Genomic DNA, 19,054 nt, shown 5'->3' on the forward strand with positions numbered 1-19,054 from the left:
GCATCGCCGCAGCCGCCGATGGCCACCATGGCGAGCGCGAGCCCAGCGGCCTTCAGAACGCACCTTCCATCGCGCGGATGTCGAGCTCTTGGGGCTCGGCGTCGAGTTCCGCGATCGTGCGGACCACCGGCGCGTCCTGCCAGCGCTGGGCGGCGTAGCGCAGCGCGCCGCCGTTCAGGATCGCCGGCGAGGCCAGCAGGTCTTGGGCGAACGCCTGTTGCCACAGCCGCACGCCCTCGCGATCGAACGTCAGCAGCGAGACCATCACCTGCCACGGTCCCGACGACGTCAGCACCAGCTCGCCGTTGGGACCGATCGTGAGCGCGAACTCCTCGAAGCGATGTGCGTCGGGCCACGCACCCACGAGCTCGACGGTGCGACCTCGCGGGAATCGCAGCAGGCGTGCGCCGAATTCTCCGTCGGTGCGCTCGACCGCGTAGTATGCGTCGTCGCTGGCGTCGTAGGCCAGGGCACGCACGTCGTCGGGCTGGAGATCACCGACGAAGTACTCGTACTCGGTGCTGCCGGCGGCGAGATCGACGGTGCGCAGCAGGGCGCGGCCCTGGGGATCGCGCTCGAACAGCGCGAGCTCCTGCCGACGCAGCGAGAACGCGGCCGGCGCCGGGGCTTGCTGCGGCTGCAGCGGATCGCTGGCAATCGACGCTCCGAGATGGATGGGCTGGTCGGCGCGGATCGTCCCGAACACGCGGCCACCGGCATCGAGCACGACTCCGATGGCGGTGCCAGACGCTGTGCCCGCGCCGTCGCTCGCGCACACGGTCCGGAGCTCCGGATCCCGCATGGCGCGGACGAGCTCCCAGTCGAGCTTGCCCATCGCGTCGAACGAGCCGTGGGTCGCGGAGATCGCCGTGGCCCCGCTCCACGGCCCGTCCTCCTGTGGAATCGCCGTGAACCACCCCGCATCGGCTTCGTCGCAGCCGGTGCACGGGATGTCGAACGGATCCTCGTCGAAGTCGATGAGCGGCATGCGGACGACCTCGATGGTCGGACACGGCAGCGGAAACGACGGCATCGTGACCTCGTCGACGTGCATGCGCGTGAGGTGCTGGCGACGTCGCTGCGCGTTGGTGTCGCCGGTGGGGAGCAGCCCGTAGCCGCCGCCACTCGGGCCGTAGTTCTTCACCCACGACCACACCCAGCCGTCGAATACCGCGTAGCTGGTGCCGGGCAGCACGGGCGACAGCAGCAGATCGTTCCAGTAGGCCCAGCCCCAGCGGAAGCTCTTGGCCGACTTCGGCCCGCTGGCATCGGGTTGAATCGCGGCGTGGGCGGTGTCGACGTAGCCTTTGATCGGCGTGATGCCTGCGCCGGTATTGGCGTCGATCAGCGTCATCGGCTTCCAGCCATAGCTTGCAGCACCGACGTCGTCGCGATCGCAGCCCGAGCCGAACGCACAGGTGTAGATGTCGTAGCCGGGCGCGCAGTCGCAGTACATCATTCGCGTGGTGCCCAACGTCGGCGCCGTGCTCCCGACCACGGGCTCCGCCACGATGACGTTGCCGTAGGACACGCCGCAGGTACCACCGCTCGGCGTGCCGCCGCAGATCGGCTCGTGTGCGAACTCGCAGGGTATGCGTCGACCGTCGGTGTCGGGATCGTCGAAGCGATCGTAGGTGTTCGCGAGTCGGGTCACGGGGTGCGGATCGCAGACGTCGCCGGGGTACTTCTCGCCCAGGAATGTCGCACTCGGCGGTGGAGACGGCGGCGCGCCGAAGGTCTCGATCTCGGCGAAGAGGTTGGCGTTCTTCTGGTCACCGTTCGCGATGCTGGGACAGTTGTCGCAGTGATCGCCGCGGCCGTCGGCGTCGGAGTTGCGCTGGGTCGGATTCGGCGTCGATGGGCAGTTGTCGCAAGCATCGCCCACGCCGTCGCCGTCGCTGTCAGGCCCGCCGCATTCGCCCGACCACAGCCCCGTCGCGGTGGAGAACGAGGTGTCGCGGATGAAGTCGGCCGTGTCCGGATCGTTGGTCGAGGTCCACACCGCCGTTCGGCCCCAGGGCGCCGACTCGGTCTGTGAGGCGACGCCACAGACCAGCGGCGTGGCGTCGGTGGTGAACAGCGGACCGCCCGAGTCGCCCGGGAGGATCCCGTGGTACGCCTCGAAGGCGAAGCCGATCTCGCAGACGCCGTCCTCGCACGACGCGTCTTCCTGATACGCCTGGCGTCGGGTCGCCAGCCCGGCCCCGTCGTCGACGAGGCCCCAGCCGCTGTAGCGCCCCTCGAAGTCGGATGGGCAGCTGCGGCCGGGCTCCCACGGGTGCACCGGTCGTACGTTCCAGTGCCCCGGTCCCACGCCGACGGGCACGTGTTCGGACAGCTCGAGCACCGCGACGTCCGAGTCGGCTTCGTCCTCGAGGATCGGGCCGAGATGCCGCACCCAACCTGCGGTTGCCGTCACGTGCTGCGTGGCGAACGACGAGTCGTCGAGGCCGATGCCGATCTCGATCGCGCCGCCGACCGCCTTCGCCCACTTGCCCGCGGCCGCGCCGTAGGGGCTCTCCTTGAACGCGCCGGCCCATAGACCCAGCTTGGTCTCGGTGGAGGTGATCGATCCCGTCAGGCAGTGGTTGGCCGTGAGCACGCGGTTGCGGGCGATCAGCGTGCCGGTACAGGTGCCGCCGCCGGGTCGGTTCAGTCGCACCGATGCATTGGCGAACGGCCCGTCGACGTCGTCCCAGCCCTGGCGGATGCGTGGCGACGACGGTTCGGGGTCGACGCCATCGGTGTGGTTGTCGACATCGCAGGCGGTCGCGAGTGCCAGTGCGGCGAGTCGGGCGTGGGGGCGGAGCTTGGTGGTGGGCATGGCAACGGTCCTCGAGGTCGCGGCCTTCGTGGCTCGGCCGGCACCATCGAGGACACGCTCGCGCGCGGGTGGTCTCGCACTTCGTGCAGGTCGTTCACATGTCCACGCGCGTGATCACCAGCGCACCATCCCTGCCATAGGCCTCGACCGTGAAGATCGCACCCTCGCGGATGGCCTTGGCGAGTGCGTTGGCCTGCTTGATGTGATCGCGGTCGGCGTAGCTGTCGGTGCTCGCGGAGAACCCTCCGGTTGGATCGCTGCCGCTCACCGATGGCAGGCTGAATCGAGCACGGGTCGAGTGCGTGAACGAGAGCGTGGTGGGCTCGTCCGGGTTGAGCGGCCGATCGAGCCACGTGCACGCGCCGGCGGCCACGGTCTGCGGGTCGCCACCCGCCGCGTGGCTGAAAGGGAAGCTCAGCACGAAGCCGAAACCGTTCGATGCCAGCGACATGTCCATGCTCGCGCCGCCGCGACAGCGCAGCGGATAGCTGGGCGAAGGCGCGGCTGCGGCCTCGGAGTCATGGGCCGCGAGCACGGTGACGGCGATGAGCAACTGGGTGGCGACGACGCGGAACAAGCGTGGGCTGGTCATGGGGTCCTCCGTGGAGGACACGCTGCCCGCGGATCCGTCTCACGGGATCGCGGATTCGCAGGGCAGGGCTGCCAACGCAGCGATCCGCTGCGACTCCGCAGCGTCGTCGCCCGCCGTCGTGATCGCGATCGCCCGCGTGAACGCGTCGCGTGCAGCCCCGCACGCGCCCAGCGAGCGCTCGGCGATGCCGAGCGCAGTGAGTGTCTCACCAACCATGGGATGCTCATGGCCGAGCGCATTCTCGAGGATCTCGAGCGCCTTGCGCGCGTGCTCGCGTGCTGCAGTGGTGCGTCCGAGTTCCGTTTCGAACACCGCGAGGTTGCGGAGCACATCGCCGACCCGACGGTCGTCGGCACCGTAGGCCAACGCGAACAGCGACCGCGCGCGTTCGGTGAGCTCGAGCGCGCGCTCGAGGTCACCGGCGCCGGCGAGCGCGAGGGCCTGATTCTGCAGGATCGCGGCGACCACGGGGTGCCGGTCGCCGAGCTCGGTCTGTACCAGGGCGACGGCCTCGTCGAGCACGCGCGCGGCCTCGGCGTGGCGGTCGAGCGCCATGAGCGTGGCGGCGTAGTTGCTGCGTTCCCCGGCGCGCTCGCCCGGCGTGGCCCCGGATGCGCCGTCGATCAGTGCCAACGCTTCGCGATGCAGCGCCAGCGCGCCCTCGGGATCGCCCTGCAGTCGTGCGAGCAACGCTCGCACCGAGCGCAGCCCCGCCTGGTCCTCCGCGGGGCTCGGCCCTCGCGCGAGCAGGGCCTCGGCGAAGCGTACCGCCGTCTCGGCCTCGGCAAACCGCCGCTGCTCGATTCCCAGCAGCGCGGCCACCTTGATCGCGAGCACGCCCGCGGTGCGATCGTCGTGGCCCGCGGTGGCCGCGATGAGCCCATCTTGCAGGGTGCGGTGCGCCGCCGCGAAGTCGCCTGCGTCCTGCTGTAGATCGGCGAGCAACGACGCGGCCTTGGCCTGCAGCGGCGGATAGTGGAGGTTGCTTGCGGCCTCGTAGACCGACGACACCGGGCCCATGAGGCTGCCGGAGTCGCCGAACAAGTAGCGATCGATCCACGCGCGTTCGAGCGTGTCGGTGGCCGCGGCGAGGCCGTCGCGTGCCGCTTGATCGCCCGGCAGCGGTAGCACCTCGGCCAGGCGCTCGAGATCGGCGCAGTCGGCGATCCGCGGCAGGCCGAGCGCCGCGGGCACGAGTTCGTGCAGCGGTAGCGTCTCGGCCTCGGTCACTGCGCCCACGAATGCCGCGACCGCGCTGCGCCGGCGATCGAGGCAGACCATGCGCTGGTCGTACAGCGCCGCCGATTGCTCGTCGCGCACGCGATGGGCGAGACATGCGTCGGTGCGCATGTCAACCCAGGCGGTGGCGTAGGACTCGAACTCGCCCACGACGCGGGCCGCGATCGCCGTGGCATCGGCCCGTGGATCCTCGGCGATGCGAGCCTGGAGCGCGGCCAGCTCTCGCGGATCCCAGGGCTGCTCGCGCCCATCGTCGAGGTCGTCGCACGGCGTCGAACCCACGCGCATCGCGGTGATCACGGCCATCGTCGACGTCGCGGCCGAACCACCGAGCGCGAGCCGTCGCCAGCGTCGCGCGGGCTCGCGGCGGAGTTCGCCGAGCAGCGTCGCCATCGCGGGCCAGCGCGCCTCGGGTGCGTGCGCCTGCCCGCGCCGAAGGACGGCATGGAGCCACTTCGGCGCGCGATCGCTGGCGCAGCTCGCCAAGGCCTCCTGCATCGCGCGACAGAACGCGAACTGATCGGCGCGCGCATCGACGGCATCGCCGATGCGCTGCTCGGGTGCCATGTACGCCGGGGTCCCGGCCAGCGCGCTGGTCTCACTGTCGCTGGGCCGACTCTCCAGCTCCTCGGCGAATCGCCCCGCGCGCGCGAGCCCGAAGTCGGCAACACGCGCGCGCCCGTCGTGGCCAACCAGCACGTTGTCGGGCTTGAAGTCGCGGTGGACCAGCCCCACCCGGTGGGCCGCCGCCAGCCCTTCACCCGCCATCAGGTACGTGCACAGGATCTCGCGCCACGGTCGCGCGCGCTCGCGCTGCCACTGCCGCAGCGTCGCACCCTCGACGAACTCCATCGCGATGAACACCTCGCCGTCGAGCGTGCCGACGTCGTGGACCGCGACGACGTTGGGGTGTGCGAGCTTGGCCATCGCCTGCGCCTCGCGCTGCAGTCGGCGACGATCCTCGTCGCGAAGGCTGCGATCATCGCGCAGCAGCTTGAGCGCGATGCGGCGATCGAGCTCGGGGTCCCAGGCAGAGAACACCGTGCCCATGCCACCGCGACCGATCACGTCGAGCACGACGTAGCGGCCGAACTCGGCCCCGCGCGAGCGCAGCCCGTCGTCCGATTGCCGGTCAGGGTCGGGCTCGAGCACCGCATGCGCCGCCGCGGCGAGCCACCTGCGGCACGTCGAGCAGCCGTCGAGGTGGGTCTGGACGCGCGCGGCCTCATCGGCCGCGAGCCGCCGCTCCAGCAGCGCTTGCACCGTGGCTTCGTCGGGGCACGCCGTCGCGATCGTCGGCCGCGCTGCGTCGACGGGCTGCGAGCCGTCGCGGTCGAGCTCAGACACGCTCGGCATTGCCTTCCTGGGCGCAAGCGTGTGTAGTGCGGCGGTGACCAATCGTCCGCTCTCGCGCGCTTGGGCCGGCGAGGGGCCTGACGACGACGAGCGCGAGCCAGCGCTTGCGGCCGTGCTCGCGGCCGCGCACGCCAGCTGGCCCGCCGAGTGGCTCGACGACGAGACGTTCGTGCGCGAGCTGGCACTGCGCCGTAGGCCAGGCGAGGGCGAGTCGATCGCGCTGCGGCGCATGACCGAGCGGGCCGCGGATCTGTACCTCGCGATCGCGTGTCAGCACGGCGTCGTCGCGGCCGTGCGGGCGTTCGACGCCGCGCATCTCGCCGACCTCGGACGTCTGCTGCGACGGCTGCCGGCGGACACGGCACTGGCCGAGGACGCCGGACAGATCGTCCGCGAGCGGCTGCTCGTCGGCGACGGCGCTCGCGGCCCACGAATCGCCGACTACGCCGGTCAGGGCGGCCTCGCCGGCTGGGTCCGCGTGACCGTGGTCCGCGTTGCGCTCAACCTCCGACGTGCACGCACCGTGACACTGGCCGACGACGACGACGAACTCGAGCGCGCGACCGAGGGCGACGCTGCGCTCGAAGTGCTGCGCGAGCGCTACCGCGAGTCGTTCGTCGCTGCGCTGCGCGCGGCCGTGGGCTCGCTCGACGCGCGTGGTCGCACGTTGCTGCGACTGCACTACCTCGACGGTCTCAGCATCGATCGCATCGCCCCTGTGTTCGGCGTGCACCGTTCGAGCATCGCACGCTGGCTCACGGATGCGAGAGCGCGCATGCGCGAGGCGATCGGCAAGGCCCTGGCGCGACGCGAAGGTCTCGACGACGCGGCCGCCGAAAGCGTGGCGAAGGCGCTGCTGTCCCAGGTCCCGCTCACGCTCGGGTCGTTGCTCGGTCCGCGCGAGCGCGATGCATAGGGCGCGCAGGGTCACGAACCAACGACACGCCGGGGGCGAGTTCGTCTCGCGCGAGGGCGCGTCGTCCTTGCCCGGTCTGCCCCGCCCGCGTCAGCCCGCCGGTGGGCAGTACGTGTTGCTGAGCGCGTGGCCGGTCATGTCCGAGTACGAGTACGGCCCGCTCAGGCCGTTGTAGCTGCCGACCAGTGCGCCGGTCTCCGGGTTGACCTTGTGGGCAGCGTTGTCGACCGCCCACAGGTAGCCGTCGACGTCGATCGCGACGCCCTTCACGGTCTGGCCGTTGACGAACGAGACCCCGGTGGTGAGCGTGGCCATGTCGATCGACACCGCGCCGCCGTCGACGGCGACCCACATCTGATTGTCGGGGCCCTCGACGATGCCGCCCAGGCTCAGCACGCCGCCCATCACCGGCTCCCACGTCTCGGTCGCGACCACGAAGCGCGCCGCGGTCGCGCCCAGCGTCGAGCTGACCCACACGTCGCCGAGGTGATCGACGGTGATGCCGTAGGGCGCGATGCCGGCGGGAATCGGCCACAGCTGCACCGTGAGGTCGTCGATGTCGACGCGCGCCAGCTGGTTGTTGAAGCTGATCGCGCCCATCGGCGTGAAGAAGAGGTTGCCCTGCGCATCGACGGCGCCGCCGTAGGCCCCGAGCTGGATGCCAGGGAAGTCGTCGACCGGCACCGACTGCACGATCGAGCCGTCGTCGCCGTTGACCAAGGTCGCGATCACACCACCGGCGCCACCGATGCCCGGTGCGATGCCCGGGGTCGCGCTCATCACCGTCCACACGTTCTCACCGGCCGACTCGCAGGTGTCGCGCGACAGCGTGCCCGGCGTCCACGCCACCGGTCGTTGGTTGGTGGTCGAGAACGGCACGTACCACGCGCGGCACTCCTCGACGTCCCAGCCCAGCACGTTGTTGGCGCCCAGCGAGGTCTGGATGCCGGGCATGCCGTTGCTCTCCTGGCATTTGCTGGTGTCGCCGTAGAACTTCACGAGCCCGCCGTGACGGTTGGCGATCGCGACGTCGCCCGAGAGGCTCACCGAGGTGCGCGAGGGGTTGCCGACGCCGTCGGGGCGCGTGATGTAGCGACCCTCCTCCTCGAGCGTGCGGGTGTTGACCTTCGAGACCGTGCCCTCGTCGGCGTTGGCGATCCAGATGTACTGGTAGCCGCAGCCGCAGCTGTCGGACAGATCGGTGTCGCCGACGGCGACGTCGAAGATCGGATCACCCGAGTCGGCCGTCGCTGCGCCGGAGCTGCTGCCGGTGCCGCCCGAGGCCGAGACGCTGCCGCTGTCGGCCGCGCTCGCCGAGCCGCTCGCCGACATCGAGGCCGACGCCGAGCCCGACTCTGCGGTGGCGTCGCCGCCCTGATCCCACACGCTCGATGCATCGTCCCCGCAGGCCGCGATGGCCAGCGTGCACGCGAACATCCCCCACGAAGCGCTGCGCGTCGTCGTCATCGATCCCCCGGTCGTCCACCCGCGTCGGCGCGCGTTCGACCCCGGCACCGTAACAGTGGAACGCCGGGGTCGCAAAAGGGTCGGGCCCCTGGGTTCGCTCACGTGGAAGCCCGTGTCGGCCGGGAACCTCGAGGGCGCGATCGGCAACCTGCGCGTCGTCAGGTGCGCCCGCGGGGGCGGCCGGGCGTCGCGAGCCACGACTCGTCGGCCCGCGCGGCGCGGGTGCCGAGCACCGCGACGTCGGCGAAGCGCAGCGCGGTGGCGTGCTCGGGGTCGAACACGAACTCGCGCAGGGTCGCCTCGAACTCGACCACGCAGGCGGGGTGGGGCGCACACTGGCGGGCGAGGGCGGCGACGCCGGCGTCGTCGAGCTCGAGCTGCGGCATCCAGCCCTGCTGGATGCGGTGATCGGTCACGCGGGCGTGGTCGAACGGCGCGAGGTGACAGCTGCCGGCGTCGCGGCACAGCGGGGCCACGAACGCGGCCTCCCAGCGCACGCGCACGCCCTGCCAGGCCGCCCGCACGCGTCCCATCGCGGCGCCGTCGCGCGCGAGCGCGTTGCCCTGCGTGCCCTCGATGTCGCCGAGCAGTGCGTACTGATCGCGGCCGTCGATCGTGACGACCGCAGCGGTGGGCTCGGGCTCTGCCTCCGCGGGCACCGACTCGCGCGCGACGCCATCGGTGCACGCGCCCAGCAACAGCGCCGTCAGCAGGACGTGTCGTGTCGTGCTCATGCCTCCCCCAGCGCGGACGCGAGCGCGTCGGCCAGCAAGGGGTCGACGCCGGCATCGAGGCTGCGGGCGCGCTGCAGGCCCGCGCGGGCCGCCGCGACGTCGCCACGCGCAGCGTCGATCATCGCCGCGTGCAGCAGCAGCTCGGGATCCTGGGTGCCGAGTGCCAGCGCCTTCGCACTGGCGGCCTTGGCCTCGTCGAGTCGACCGCTGCGCAGCAGCGCGAGCGCGTGGGTGTCGTGGGCGGCGAGGTTGTTCCGCGCCGAGCGCTCGCGGGCGGCCAGCTCGAGCGCACGCGCGGGCTCGCGATCGTGCCGCGCGAGCCAGTGCGCCCACGCCCGCGGCTCGGCGCCGACCAGCGCCAGCGCCTCGCGCTCGCGCAGGGCGGCCTCGTCGCTGCGGCCGGCCTCGACCAGCCAGTCCGACAGCCGCAGCAGATCCTCGGCGCTGCTGCGGCGGGCCAGCGCGGCCGACAGCTGCCCGATGGCGCCGTCGCGGTCGCCCTTGCGGTGCAGCACGCGGGCGAGCAGCACCTGCGCGGGCCAGTACTCGGGCACCAGGTGCAGCGCCGCGCGGGCCGATTGCTCGGCCAGATCGATGCGACCGGTGCGCAGATCGATGTCGCCGAGATCGACGAAGCACCACGCGCGCGACTCGGGGTCGCGCTCGCTGCCGGCATCGATCGCCAGCACGAGGATCTCGCGGGCATCGTCGGCGTCGCCGAGCAGCCAGCGCATGTGGGCCGCGCGATTGTAGCTGCGCAGATCGGGGCGCAGGTTCATGGCCTGCTGATAGGCATCGATCGCGGGGTCGTAGTCACCCAGCTCGAGCAGCGCGTCGCCCAGCACCAGCGGGCCGCTCGAGTCGTCGGGATGCGCCGCGATGAACTCGCGGGCGAGCGCGGCCGCGCCGCGGAAGCGGTGCTGATCCTGCAGCACCATCGCCGACAGCAGCAGCGCCTGGCCGTCGTCGGGGTCGAGCGCCCGCGCGGTCCGCAGCGCGTCCTCGGCGTAGAGTCGGTAGGAGCCATCGCTGGTCTCGCGACCGCGACGCAGCAGCCACGTCGCGAGCGCGTCGTAGGCCGCGACGTCGTCGGGGCGTGCCCGCACGGCCGCCTGGGCGGCCGCAATCGCCTGCTCGGTGGTGCCCTCGCCGGGCGCGTACGAGAGCGCCAGTGCAGCCGCAGGCGCGGCCTCGTCGGGGGGCTCGACGGCCGCGACCGCGGCGGCGACGGGGTCGGACGGCGGGGCGTCGCAGCCGAGGCCGAGCGCCATCACGGCGGCCAGCGCGAGGGATCGCGGGGAGTGTCGGTCCATGCTGCCCGGCGGTACGGGCGGTGTGCGTGCACGGATCGATGGCGCCGACATCCAGCGCGGGGCGCCGGCCGCCGCGACGCGTGGCGGCTGATCTGCTGGGTGATCCATCCGTGATCTGCCGGCGATCTTGCGGGTGATCTGCCGGTCGCTGCGCCGCGTATGCCTGCCAGATGGCAGGTCCATGGCGAGGGCTCGTGCACCTGCCGCTGGCGTCGCTGTGGGCGGTGGCCGGCCTGGCCCACTTCACCCACGCGGGCTTCTTCGCCGCGATCGTGCCGCCATGGCTGCCGGCGCCACTGCTGGTGGTGTGGGTCTCGGGCGTGGTCGAGCTGAGCAACGCGGCGGCGTTGCTGCACCCGCGCACGCGCAGGCTCGGCGGCTGGTGCAGCGTGGTCACGCTGCTGGCGGTGTGGCCCGCGAACTGGCACCACGCGCTGCACGGGATCGATCCCGAGCTCGTGGTGCCGCCGGTCATGCGCGACACCACCATCGCGTGGCTGCGAGTGCCGCTGCAGCTGCCGCTGGTCGCGTGGGCGTGGGCGCTCACGCGGACCCCGGCGCGGGCTCAGCCCTCGGGCTCGGTGGACGGCACGCCGGTGGGATCGCAGCCCCAGCCGAAGTTGTCGATGAACGCGTAGCTGTCGAGGATCGAGTCCGAGAGATCGAAGATCGCGAACGCGACCGTGATGTGCTCGCCCGGCATCACGCCCGCGGTGGTGGTGAGCCAGTCGGTGCCGGCGTGCTGGCGCATGCAGGTGCCGCTGAACTCGGGCGCGTTGCCGCCATCGTCCTTGTACTGCAGGAAGCCGGCGTTGAGCGAGATGGGGTTGCCCATCGCGTCGAACGAGACGTTGCCGGTCCACAGCTCCGACTCGAGCCAACCGATGTACATGTCGTTGAACTGCGATCCGAAGTAGACCGGGTACTCGACCGAGAAGAACGCGAAGTCGTAGCTCAACGAGATGACGTCCGGCGGCACGTCGACCTCGAAGCGCAGCTCGACGTAGTCCTCGGCGCTGCCGCCCTGCGAGAACTGCTCGTGGATCGTGTTCGAGCAGTCGCCGGTGCCGATCAGCGCGGCGTTGGTGCTGCAGTCGCCGCCGACATCCTCGGTCTGGATCGGCGCGGGCAGGGTGCCCCCGGGATCGTAGTTGCCGAGGTCGTCGTTGCAGTGGGTCGGGAACGCGTTGCTGTCGCCGTTGGGGGTCGTCAGGTCGAGATCGGCGACCAGCCCCGAGCCGATGACGGCGTAGAGGCTGCCCTCGCGGGGCGCGAAGGTGTTGGTGCCGCCGAAGGCGCTGCGCAGGCCGATCGCGCCGCCGGGTCCCTGGCTGCTGGTCTGCACCTGCAGCTCGCCGGGGCAGTTGAGGCCCATGGCGCGGAACGGATCGGTGGTGCCGGCGTCGCACGGCACGTGATCGGGGATCGTGCACTCGCAGTCGGCGGTGCCGCAGCCGCCGTCGTCCGGCGATGCGCCGCTGCCATCGCCGTCGCCGAGGTCGAACTTGGGTCCCGGACCGCCGCCGCCGGTCACGTCGTCGTCGGTGCCGACCCCGGCCGAGCTGTCTTCGCCGCCGGTGCTGGATCCCGGTGCGCCCGCGTCGTCGGCGGCGCTGGCGATGCCGACCGAGCCGCCCACGCCCCCGCGGCCGATGCCGTCGGCCGAGCACGCGAGCATCGTCGCGATCGCGGGCGCGCCCACGCTCGCGATCCGGCAGGTCGGGCGCGCGAGACGTCGCGTTCGATCGATCATCGTCGCACCTCGGTTCGTGGTTGGCGGTCGCGTCGGCGCATCCGCGCTCGTCGCGGTGCATCGATCGTTCCATCGCCGCCCCGTGGCCGCGCGGTGCGGGCACCCGCCAGCGATGACGCGCGGCAGCAGCGTCGGCGTGCGCCGTGGCCGGGGTCGTCGCACGGTCGCGAGGCCCGCCGGCGCGCACGCGCTTGGGCACCCTGCATGGGCGACTTGCACCGTCGCTGCGCCGCGGCGACCGGAGTCAGCGTGCACGGACCCCGCGACGCAGGCATGATCGCGGCAGCCATGGCGGACGTCATCAAGCTGGGCAAGGCCCGCAAGGCCCGCGCGCAGGCGCAGGCGCGCGCGCAGGCCGACGCCAACGCGGCGCGACACGGCCGCACCAAGGCCGAGCGTGGGCGGCTGCGAGCCGAGGCCGAGCGCGCCGATGCCCGCCACGAGGGCCATCGCCGCGGACCGGTGATCGTGCCGGCCCCTGCGGCCGAAGGCGGCGACGCGGGGCCCGACGCGGCGACGCCCCCGGACGACGGCGACGGCCCCACGTAGGCCGCGGGCGACGGGACGTCGGCGGCCGACGCGACGTCGACCGCGCGACGCCACGCTTGGAAACCTCCGCGGCCGCTGGTGCGTATTGGCAGCGACCTCGAATCGTCGCAGGGGCGAAAGCTTCGCAGGGCGACGGGCGTTGAGGCCATGAACCCGCTCGGACACGCCATGCGCAAGACCATCACCTGGGGAGCCATCGTGGGCGTCGCGCTCGGCGCGACGATCACGTTCGCGCTCGCGAAGGGTTGGTTGCCGCTGCCGGCCTCGGGTTCCGCCGCCGCGCAGGATGAACGCCGCGCGTCGCACTCGGCGGTGATCGAGTCGCCGGCGATCCCCGAGCCGTCGCGACCGCTGCGGCCCGGCGGTGTTCGCCTGGGTGAGGCGCTGCAGGCGGCCGCGGGCGCGCGCAGCTGACCCGAGTTCAGCGCGACGCCCCGACCGAAAGCTGGCTGCGGGCGCTCGCGAGCTCCTGCGACAGCGTCTCCCACGCGGCGGCGCGGGCCTGCTGGGCGGCCTGACGCGCCGGCTCCAGCCCGCGGGCGAGGGCATAGCGACGGTGGGCGAGCGCGCGATCGATGCGACGACGCAGCAGCGCCTGCCACAGCACGTGGTCACGGTGGCGGCCGATGACCGACTGCAGGCGCCGGCACCACGGCAGCACCGACGCGGCGCCAGGTGGCGCGAGCTCGCCGGCGAACTCGAGGCCGTAGCGCAGGCGCCTCGCCGCGATGCGCAGCTCGTGCAGTGGTTCGACATCGAGGTCGCCGTACGCCGCCGCGACCCGCTCGCGCAGCGCGAGCACGGCGCCGTCGTACCACTGCTGCACGCGCGAGCGCGCGTGTGCCTCGTCGGTCCACCACGGCTCGAGCGCGCGATGCAACGCCGCGAGTGCGGCATCGATCGCCGCCGCGTCGTCCCGTGATGCGTGCCGTGTGACCGCACGACGGCGTCGTGCCTCGAGCCAGGCCTGCAGTTCGTCGAGCGCCGCCCGCTCGAGCGCGCCGAGATCCGCGTCGCCGCAGGCGTGCACGTGCTCGCGGATCGCCGCGCTCGCGAGGTCGCGATCGCGGACGTCACCGAGACCGCGCCCGAGTCGACGCAGCGCGCGATCGACCGGCGCGTCGTCGCCATCGTCGACCCACGACGCGACCAGTCGTAGGCGCCGGATCGCGATGCGACGGCGGCGGACGGCGGTCGCACTCGGCCCCGTCGCCTCGTCGGCCTCGGGCTCGGCGGGGATCGGGATGCGGGCCTCGTAGTGGGCGAGGTGGGCCCGTGCGGCCGCGGCCCACGATGGGCCGGACGGCGCGGGCACGGCCTCGCCGGCGGGTGTGCGCGCCGGCGTCTCGGCCGGTGGCGCCGCATCGGTCCGCGGCGGTGGCGTCGCAGGTGCAGCGCCCGCGGCGGACCCGTCGCTGCGCTGCTGCCAGGCCGACCAGCTGCGCGCGCCCAGCTCGAGGAGCGCCGAAACGGCGCGCGTGGCGAGCCCACGCGCAGGTGGCGTAAGCCCTGCCATCGTCGCGGGCGCGAGCCTACCAAGAAAGCGTTCGGGGCGCTTTGCGACGGCCCGCGAATGGGCTCAAGCGCCAGGCATTGCCGTCCGAACAAACCCGTACGACGCGAGCTCTTGCCCGGGCCCGCGCACCCTCGCCAATGTCGACGCCGCTCCGCTTGCCTTCGCCGCCCCACGCACTCGCGCGTGTCATCCAGGCCGCGTCCGACCCCACGGTTCCGCTCGGGACCCTGGCGAAGGCCGTGAGCAGCGATGCAGCGCTATCGGTGCAGCTGTTGCGCATGGTGAACTCGTCGATGTACCGCCGTGGTGCTCGCATCGCGACCATCGATCGTGCGGTCGCGGTGCTCGGCAATCGATCGCTGCGCAACCTCGCGCTGTGCGTCGCGGTGCAGAACTGCGTGCGCAGCGGGCTCGGTGCCTTCGATCTCGACGGCTTCTGGGAAGACTCGTTGCGCCGCGCGGTCGCGGCCCGACAGCTGGCCGAGGCATTCTCGCAGCTCGAGGTCGATCCCGTCGAGGCGTTCACCTTCGGCCTCTTGCAGGACCTCGGCGTCATCGCGCTCGTGCAGACCTACAGCCAGCACGTCGGTGAGTGGGGCAAGGTTCGCGGGCGCATGGCCGACGATCGTCGCCGCGAGGAGTCGCGACTGTTCGGTGTCGCCCACGACGAGATCGCCGACGAGCTCATCGCCGCGTGGGCGCTGCCGCCCGAGCTCGCGATGCCGATGCGCTTCCACCATCGGCCCGCCCTCGCGCCGCCCGAGTACCGCGGTCGCGCGGCGCTGGCGGGACAGGCCGAGCTGCTCGCGAACGTGTTGACCTGCGACGACAAGCGCGCTGCGCTCGGGGCGGCGCGAGCAGGCATGCGGCGCGAGGTCGGCATGGACAGCGACGCCGCCGACGCGCTGGTCGGGCAGCTCTCGAGTCGGGTCGACGAGATCGGTGGCGAGCTCGGCTTCCGCGTGGGCCGACAGCCCACGATGGACGAGATCCTCTCGGCCGCGAACGCCGGCCTGGTCGAGCTCAACCTCACCTACGAAGAGGTCGTCGGCCGCCTCGAACGTGCGCTGGCCGAGACCGAGGCGCTCTCGCGACAGCTCGCGGCCCGTAACCGCGAGCTCGAGCAGCTCTCGATCACCGATGCGCTGACCGGCCTGCCCAACCGCCGGGCGCTGTCGGGCCGGCTGAGCTACGAGATCGGCCGCATCCTCAAGGGCGGCGGCCCGATCGCCTTCGTGATGGGCGACCTCGATCGCTTCAAGAGCGTCAACGACACCTACGGTCACGACTTCGGCGACCTCGTGTTGCGCACGGCGGCGCGATCGCTCGCCACCGCCGCCGGCGAGGGCGAGCTGGTCACGCGCGTGGGCGGCGAGGAGTTCGGCGTGGTGCTGCCCGGCGTCATCGGGGCCGCGGCGATCGCCCGCGCCGAGGCGCTGCGCAACGCGGTCGCATCGGCCACCTTGCAGTGCCCCGACGGGCACAGCCGGGCGTTCACGATCTCGCTCGGGGTCGCGTGGATCGCCGGGCCCCACGACGGCTCGAGTGTGGATCCCGACGCCGTGGCGGGGCAGCTCTACCGCGTCGCAGATCGTGCGCTGTACGAGGCCAAGCACCAGGGGCGCAATTGCGTTCGCGCCGCGGCCGGGGCGACGCCGTGGACGGTGGCGGTGCCGCGCGCGGCCTGACGCGCGCCCGGCCCGTGCGCGATGACACGAGCGGGGCCCTCTGACGCGCCCGCCGGTGGACGCGGTATGGTCGGCGCCGTCGTCATGCCCAGCACGCCCAGCGAGCTCCTGCGCCCCACCGATGGCTTTCTCCACCGCCACATCGACGTCACCGACGCCGATCTGCGCGCGATGCTCGACGCAGTCGGCGTCGCCGATCTCGAGGCGCTCGTCGAGCGCACCGTGCCGGCGTCGATTCGCATGAAGGGCGGCCTCGACGTCGGCCCGGCGCGGGGCGAGCAAGAGACGCTCGCGATGCTCGCCACGCGTGCGCGCAAGAACCAGGTCGTGCGGTCCTTCCTCGGGCTCGGCTACCACGGCGTGCTGGTGCCCGGCGTCATCGAGCGCAACATCTTGCAAAACCCCGGTTGGTACACCGCGTACACGCCGTACCAGGCCGAGATCGCGCAGGGCCGCCTCGAGGCCCTGCTGAACTTCCAGACCGTGGTCGCCGATCTCACCGGGCTGCCGCTCGCGAACGCGTCGCTGCTCGACGAGGCCACGGCTGCCGCCGAGGCGATGGCGATGGCGCATCGACTCGTGCCGGGCGATCGCACCGTGTTCTTCGTGGCCGAGCGCGTGCACCCGCAGACGCTCGCGGTGGTGCGCGCACGCGCCGAGGCCATCGGCCTGCGCGTCGAGGTCGGCGATCCGGCCACCGCCGACCTCGCCGCGCTGGCGCCGTTCGGCGCCCTGCTGCAGTACCCCGACACCGACGGCGTCGCGTCGCCGCTCGCCGACGTTGTGACGCGGATCCACGACGCCGGCGCGCTCGCAGTGGTCGCGACCGACCTGCTCGCGCTCACGCTGCTGCAGCCGCCCGGCGAGGTCGGGGTCGACATTGCGGTCGGCTCGGCGCAGCGCTTCGGCGTGCCGATGGGTTTCGGGGGTCCACACGCGGCCTTCATGGCCACCAAGGACGAGCACAAGCGGCAGATCCCTGGTCGCGTGATCGGCGTGTCGAAAGACGCGGCGGGCCACATGGCGCTGCGCATGTCGATGCAGACCCGCGAGCAGCACATCCGCCGCGAGAAGGCGACGAGCAACATCTGCACCGCACAGGTGCTGCTGGCGATCATGGCCAGCATGTACGCGGGTCTATCATGGGCCCGACGGCCTCACGAAGATCGCCACGCGCGTCCACGGTGCCACCAAGCTGCTCGCCGGCGCGCTGGCGAAGCTGGGCCACCGCGTGCCGCCGGGCGCGTTCTTCGACACCATCGTGGTCGGCACCCGCGACCCCGGCGGCGCCGATGCGGTGGTCGCCGCGGCACTCGATCGCGGCATCAACGTGCGCAAGGTCGACGGCGATCGCGTCGCGGTCGCGCTCGACGAGACCGTGACCGAGGCCGACCTGCGGGCGCTCGTGCAGGCCTTCGGCGGCGTCGCCGAGCACGACTTCGCGGGCCAGGCCGACGCGCTGGCGGCCGATCGCCTGGGTGCGCTCGCCCGCAGCTCCGCGTTCCTGACCCACCCGGTGTTCCACCGCCACCGCGGCGAGCACGAGATGCTGCGCTACATCCGGCGCCTCGAGGCCAAGGACCTCTCGCTGACGACGTCGATGATCCCGCTGGGCTCCTGCACGATGAAGCTCAACGCGACCTCGGAGATGGTGCCGGTCTCGTGGCCCGAGTTCGCGCACCTGCACCCCTTCGTGCCGGCCTCGCAGAGCCATGGCTATCGCGAGATGATCGGTGAGCTCGAGTGCTGGCTGGCCAACATCACCGGTTTCGACGCGGTCTCGATGCAGCCCAACGCCGGTAGCCAGGGCGAGTACACCGGCCTGTTGGTGATTCGCGCCTACCACCAGTCGCGTGGGCAGGGCCACCGCGACGTGTGTCTCATCCCGGTCTCGGCCCACGGCACCAATCCCGCCAGCGCCATCATGGCCGGCATGCGCGTGGTGGTGGTGGCGTGCGACGCCCACGGCAACATCGACGTCGCCGACCTGCGCAAGAAGGCCGCCGCGCACGCCAACGAGCTGGCGGCGCTGATGGTCACGTACCCCTCGACCCACGGCGTGTTCGAGGGCTCGATCCGCGAGCTCATCGACGTGGTCCACGAGCACGGCGGCCAGGTCTACCTCGACGGCGCCAACATGAACGCGCAGGTCGGGCTGTGCCGCCCCGGCGATTACGGGGCCGACGTCTGTCACCTCAACCTGCACAAGACCTTCTGCATCCCGCACGGCGGTGGCGGCCCCGGCATGGGCCCGATCGGCGTCAAGTCCCAGCTGGCACCGTTCCTCCCCGGGCATCCGCTGGCGGCGCTCGGCGGCGCGCAGGCGATCGGGCCGGTCGCGGCAGCGCCGTGGGGCTCCGCGAGCATCTTGCCGATCCCGTGGATGTACATCGCGATGATGGGCAGCGACGGCCTGCGTCGCGCGACCCAGCTGGCGATCTTGAACGCCAACTACATGGCCAAGCGGCTGTCGTCCGAGTTCGAGATCCTCTACCGCGGCGAGCACGGCATGGTCGCGCACGAGTTCATCCTCGACCTACGGCCGTTCAAGGCCAGCTGCGGCATCGAGGCCGAGGACGTCGCCAAGCGCCTGATGGACTACGGCTTCCACGCGCCCACGATGTCGTTCCCGGTTGCGGGCACGCTGATGATCGAGCCCACCGAGAGCGAGAGCAAGGGCGAGCTCGATCGCCTGTGCGACGCGCTCATCTCGATCCGCCGCGAGATCGCCCGCATCGAGCGCGGCGAGTGGCCCAAGGACGACAACCCGCTCAAGCACGCACCGCACACCGCGGCGGCCGTGACCGCCGACGCGTGGAGTCACCCGTACACCCGCGAGCAGGCGGCGTGGCCGGCCGCGTGGCTGCGCACGCACAAGTACTGGCCGCCGGTTGCCCGCGTCGACAACGCGTGGGGCGATCGCAACCTCGTGTGCAGCTGTCCGCCGCTCGAGGCTTACGACGCGCCGACCACCTACGGTGAGTCGGGGGCCTACGCCGGCTACGGTGCCTCGGGGGGCTACGGGGCCTACGGCGGCGGGCGCCTCGGCGGCCGCTGACGATGCACCGACGTCACCGCTCGACCAGGCCTTCGGCAGGCGCTTCGGA

Annotated in this window: 13 protein-coding genes and 1 pseudogene; 6 read left to right on the forward strand and 8 right to left on the reverse strand. The window is 72.2% G+C overall.

The annotated features are described in order from the left end of the window. Positions 1 to 52: 52 nt before the first annotated feature. The 3 genes from IPH07_02120 to IPH07_02130 form a co-directional block, all read right to left on the reverse strand. On the reverse strand, positions 53 to 2,824 hold the full coding sequence (locus tag IPH07_02120; protein MBK6916174.1) for a trypsin-like serine protease: 2,772 nt from the start codon (positions 2,822 to 2,824) through the stop codon (positions 53 to 55). Between the two features lie 94 nt (positions 2,825 to 2,918). Continuing rightward, positions 2,919 to 3,416 (reverse strand): hypothetical protein, encoded by a 498-nt coding sequence (locus IPH07_02125; protein MBK6916175.1) that lies wholly within the window; start codon positions 3,414 to 3,416, stop codon positions 2,919 to 2,921. A 39-nt stretch (positions 3,417 to 3,455) separates the two neighbouring features. Beyond that, positions 3,456 to 6,002 carry a tetratricopeptide repeat protein gene (locus tag IPH07_02130; GenBank protein MBK6916176.1) on the reverse strand — a complete coding sequence of 849 codons (2,547 nt, stop codon included), beginning with the start codon at positions 6,000 to 6,002 and terminating at the stop codon, positions 3,456 to 3,458. 43 nt (positions 6,003 to 6,045) lie between these two features. On the opposite strand from IPH07_02130, the gene IPH07_02135 reads away from it, so the two are divergent. Beyond that, entirely contained in the window at positions 6,046 to 6,927 is an 882-nt protein-coding gene (locus IPH07_02135; protein MBK6916177.1) for a sigma-70 family RNA polymerase sigma factor, read from the forward strand. Positions 6,928 to 7,017: 90 nt separating this feature from the next. Here the strand turns inward: IPH07_02135 and IPH07_02140 are convergent, their stop codons facing one another. From IPH07_02140 to IPH07_02150, 3 genes are all read right to left on the reverse strand, one after another. Continuing rightward, on the reverse strand, positions 7,018 to 8,394 hold the full coding sequence (locus IPH07_02140; GenBank protein MBK6916178.1) for a hypothetical protein: 1,377 nt from the start codon (positions 8,392 to 8,394) through the stop codon (positions 7,018 to 7,020). Positions 8,395 to 8,552: 158 nt separating this feature from the next. Next, positions 8,553 to 9,128: a hypothetical protein gene (locus IPH07_02145; protein MBK6916179.1), complete on the reverse strand. Its 576-nt coding sequence runs from the start codon at positions 9,126 to 9,128 to the stop codon at positions 8,553 to 8,555. Next, complete coding sequence (locus IPH07_02150) at positions 9,125 to 10,441, reverse strand: tetratricopeptide repeat protein (GenBank protein ID MBK6916180.1); 1,317 nt, start codon at positions 10,439 to 10,441, stop codon at positions 9,125 to 9,127. Before IPH07_02150 ends, IPH07_02145 begins: the two co-directional genes overlap by 4 nt. Positions 10,442 to 10,611: 170 nt before the next feature. Here IPH07_02150 and IPH07_02155 point away from each other — a divergent pair, with 170 nt between their 5' ends. Further along, a complete protein-coding gene (locus IPH07_02155; GenBank protein ID MBK6916181.1) occupies positions 10,612 to 11,079 on the forward strand; it encodes a hypothetical protein in 468 nt (155 codons plus the stop codon). Here IPH07_02155 and IPH07_02160 read toward each other — a convergent pair. After that, positions 11,007 to 12,194 carry a choice-of-anchor L domain-containing protein gene (locus IPH07_02160; GenBank protein ID MBK6916182.1) on the reverse strand — a complete coding sequence of 396 codons (1,188 nt, stop codon included), beginning with the start codon at positions 12,192 to 12,194 and terminating at the stop codon, positions 11,007 to 11,009. The genes IPH07_02155 and IPH07_02160 overlap by 73 nt on opposite strands. 288 nt (positions 12,195 to 12,482) lie before the next feature. Here IPH07_02160 and IPH07_02165 point away from each other — a divergent pair, with 288 nt between their 5' ends. Continuing rightward, on the forward strand, positions 12,483 to 12,743 hold the full coding sequence (locus IPH07_02165) for a DUF4169 family protein (protein MBK6916183.1): 261 nt from the start codon (positions 12,483 to 12,485) through the stop codon (positions 12,741 to 12,743). 147 nt (positions 12,744 to 12,890) lie between these two features. Beyond that, complete coding sequence (locus IPH07_02170; GenBank protein MBK6916184.1) at positions 12,891 to 13,157, forward strand: hypothetical protein; 267 nt, start codon at positions 12,891 to 12,893, stop codon at positions 13,155 to 13,157. A gap of 7 nt (positions 13,158 to 13,164) precedes the next feature. On the opposite strand, the gene IPH07_02175 is transcribed toward IPH07_02170, so the two are convergent. Beyond that, positions 13,165 to 14,259, reverse strand: coding sequence for a CHAD domain-containing protein (locus IPH07_02175; protein MBK6916185.1), 1,095 nt, complete (start codon positions 14,257 to 14,259; stop codon positions 13,165 to 13,167). Positions 14,260 to 14,396: 137 nt separating this feature from the next. On the opposite strand from IPH07_02175, the gene IPH07_02180 reads away from it, so the two are divergent. Together IPH07_02180 and gcvP are read left to right on the forward strand one after the other, a co-directional pair. Continuing rightward, a complete protein-coding gene (locus tag IPH07_02180) occupies positions 14,397 to 15,947 on the forward strand; it encodes a GGDEF domain-containing protein (protein MBK6916186.1) in 1,551 nt (516 codons plus the stop codon). A gap of 84 nt (positions 15,948 to 16,031) precedes the next feature. Next, a pseudogene (gene gcvP / locus IPH07_02185) lies at positions 16,032 to 19,005 on the forward strand (aminomethyl-transferring glycine dehydrogenase). Positions 19,006 to 19,054 lie beyond the last annotated feature (49 nt).

This window comes from Deltaproteobacteria bacterium, from assembly GCA_016709225.1.
GTDB classification, from domain to species: Bacteria; Myxococcota_A; Polyangia; order Nannocystales; family Nannocystaceae; genus Xiheibacterium; species Xiheibacterium phototrophicum.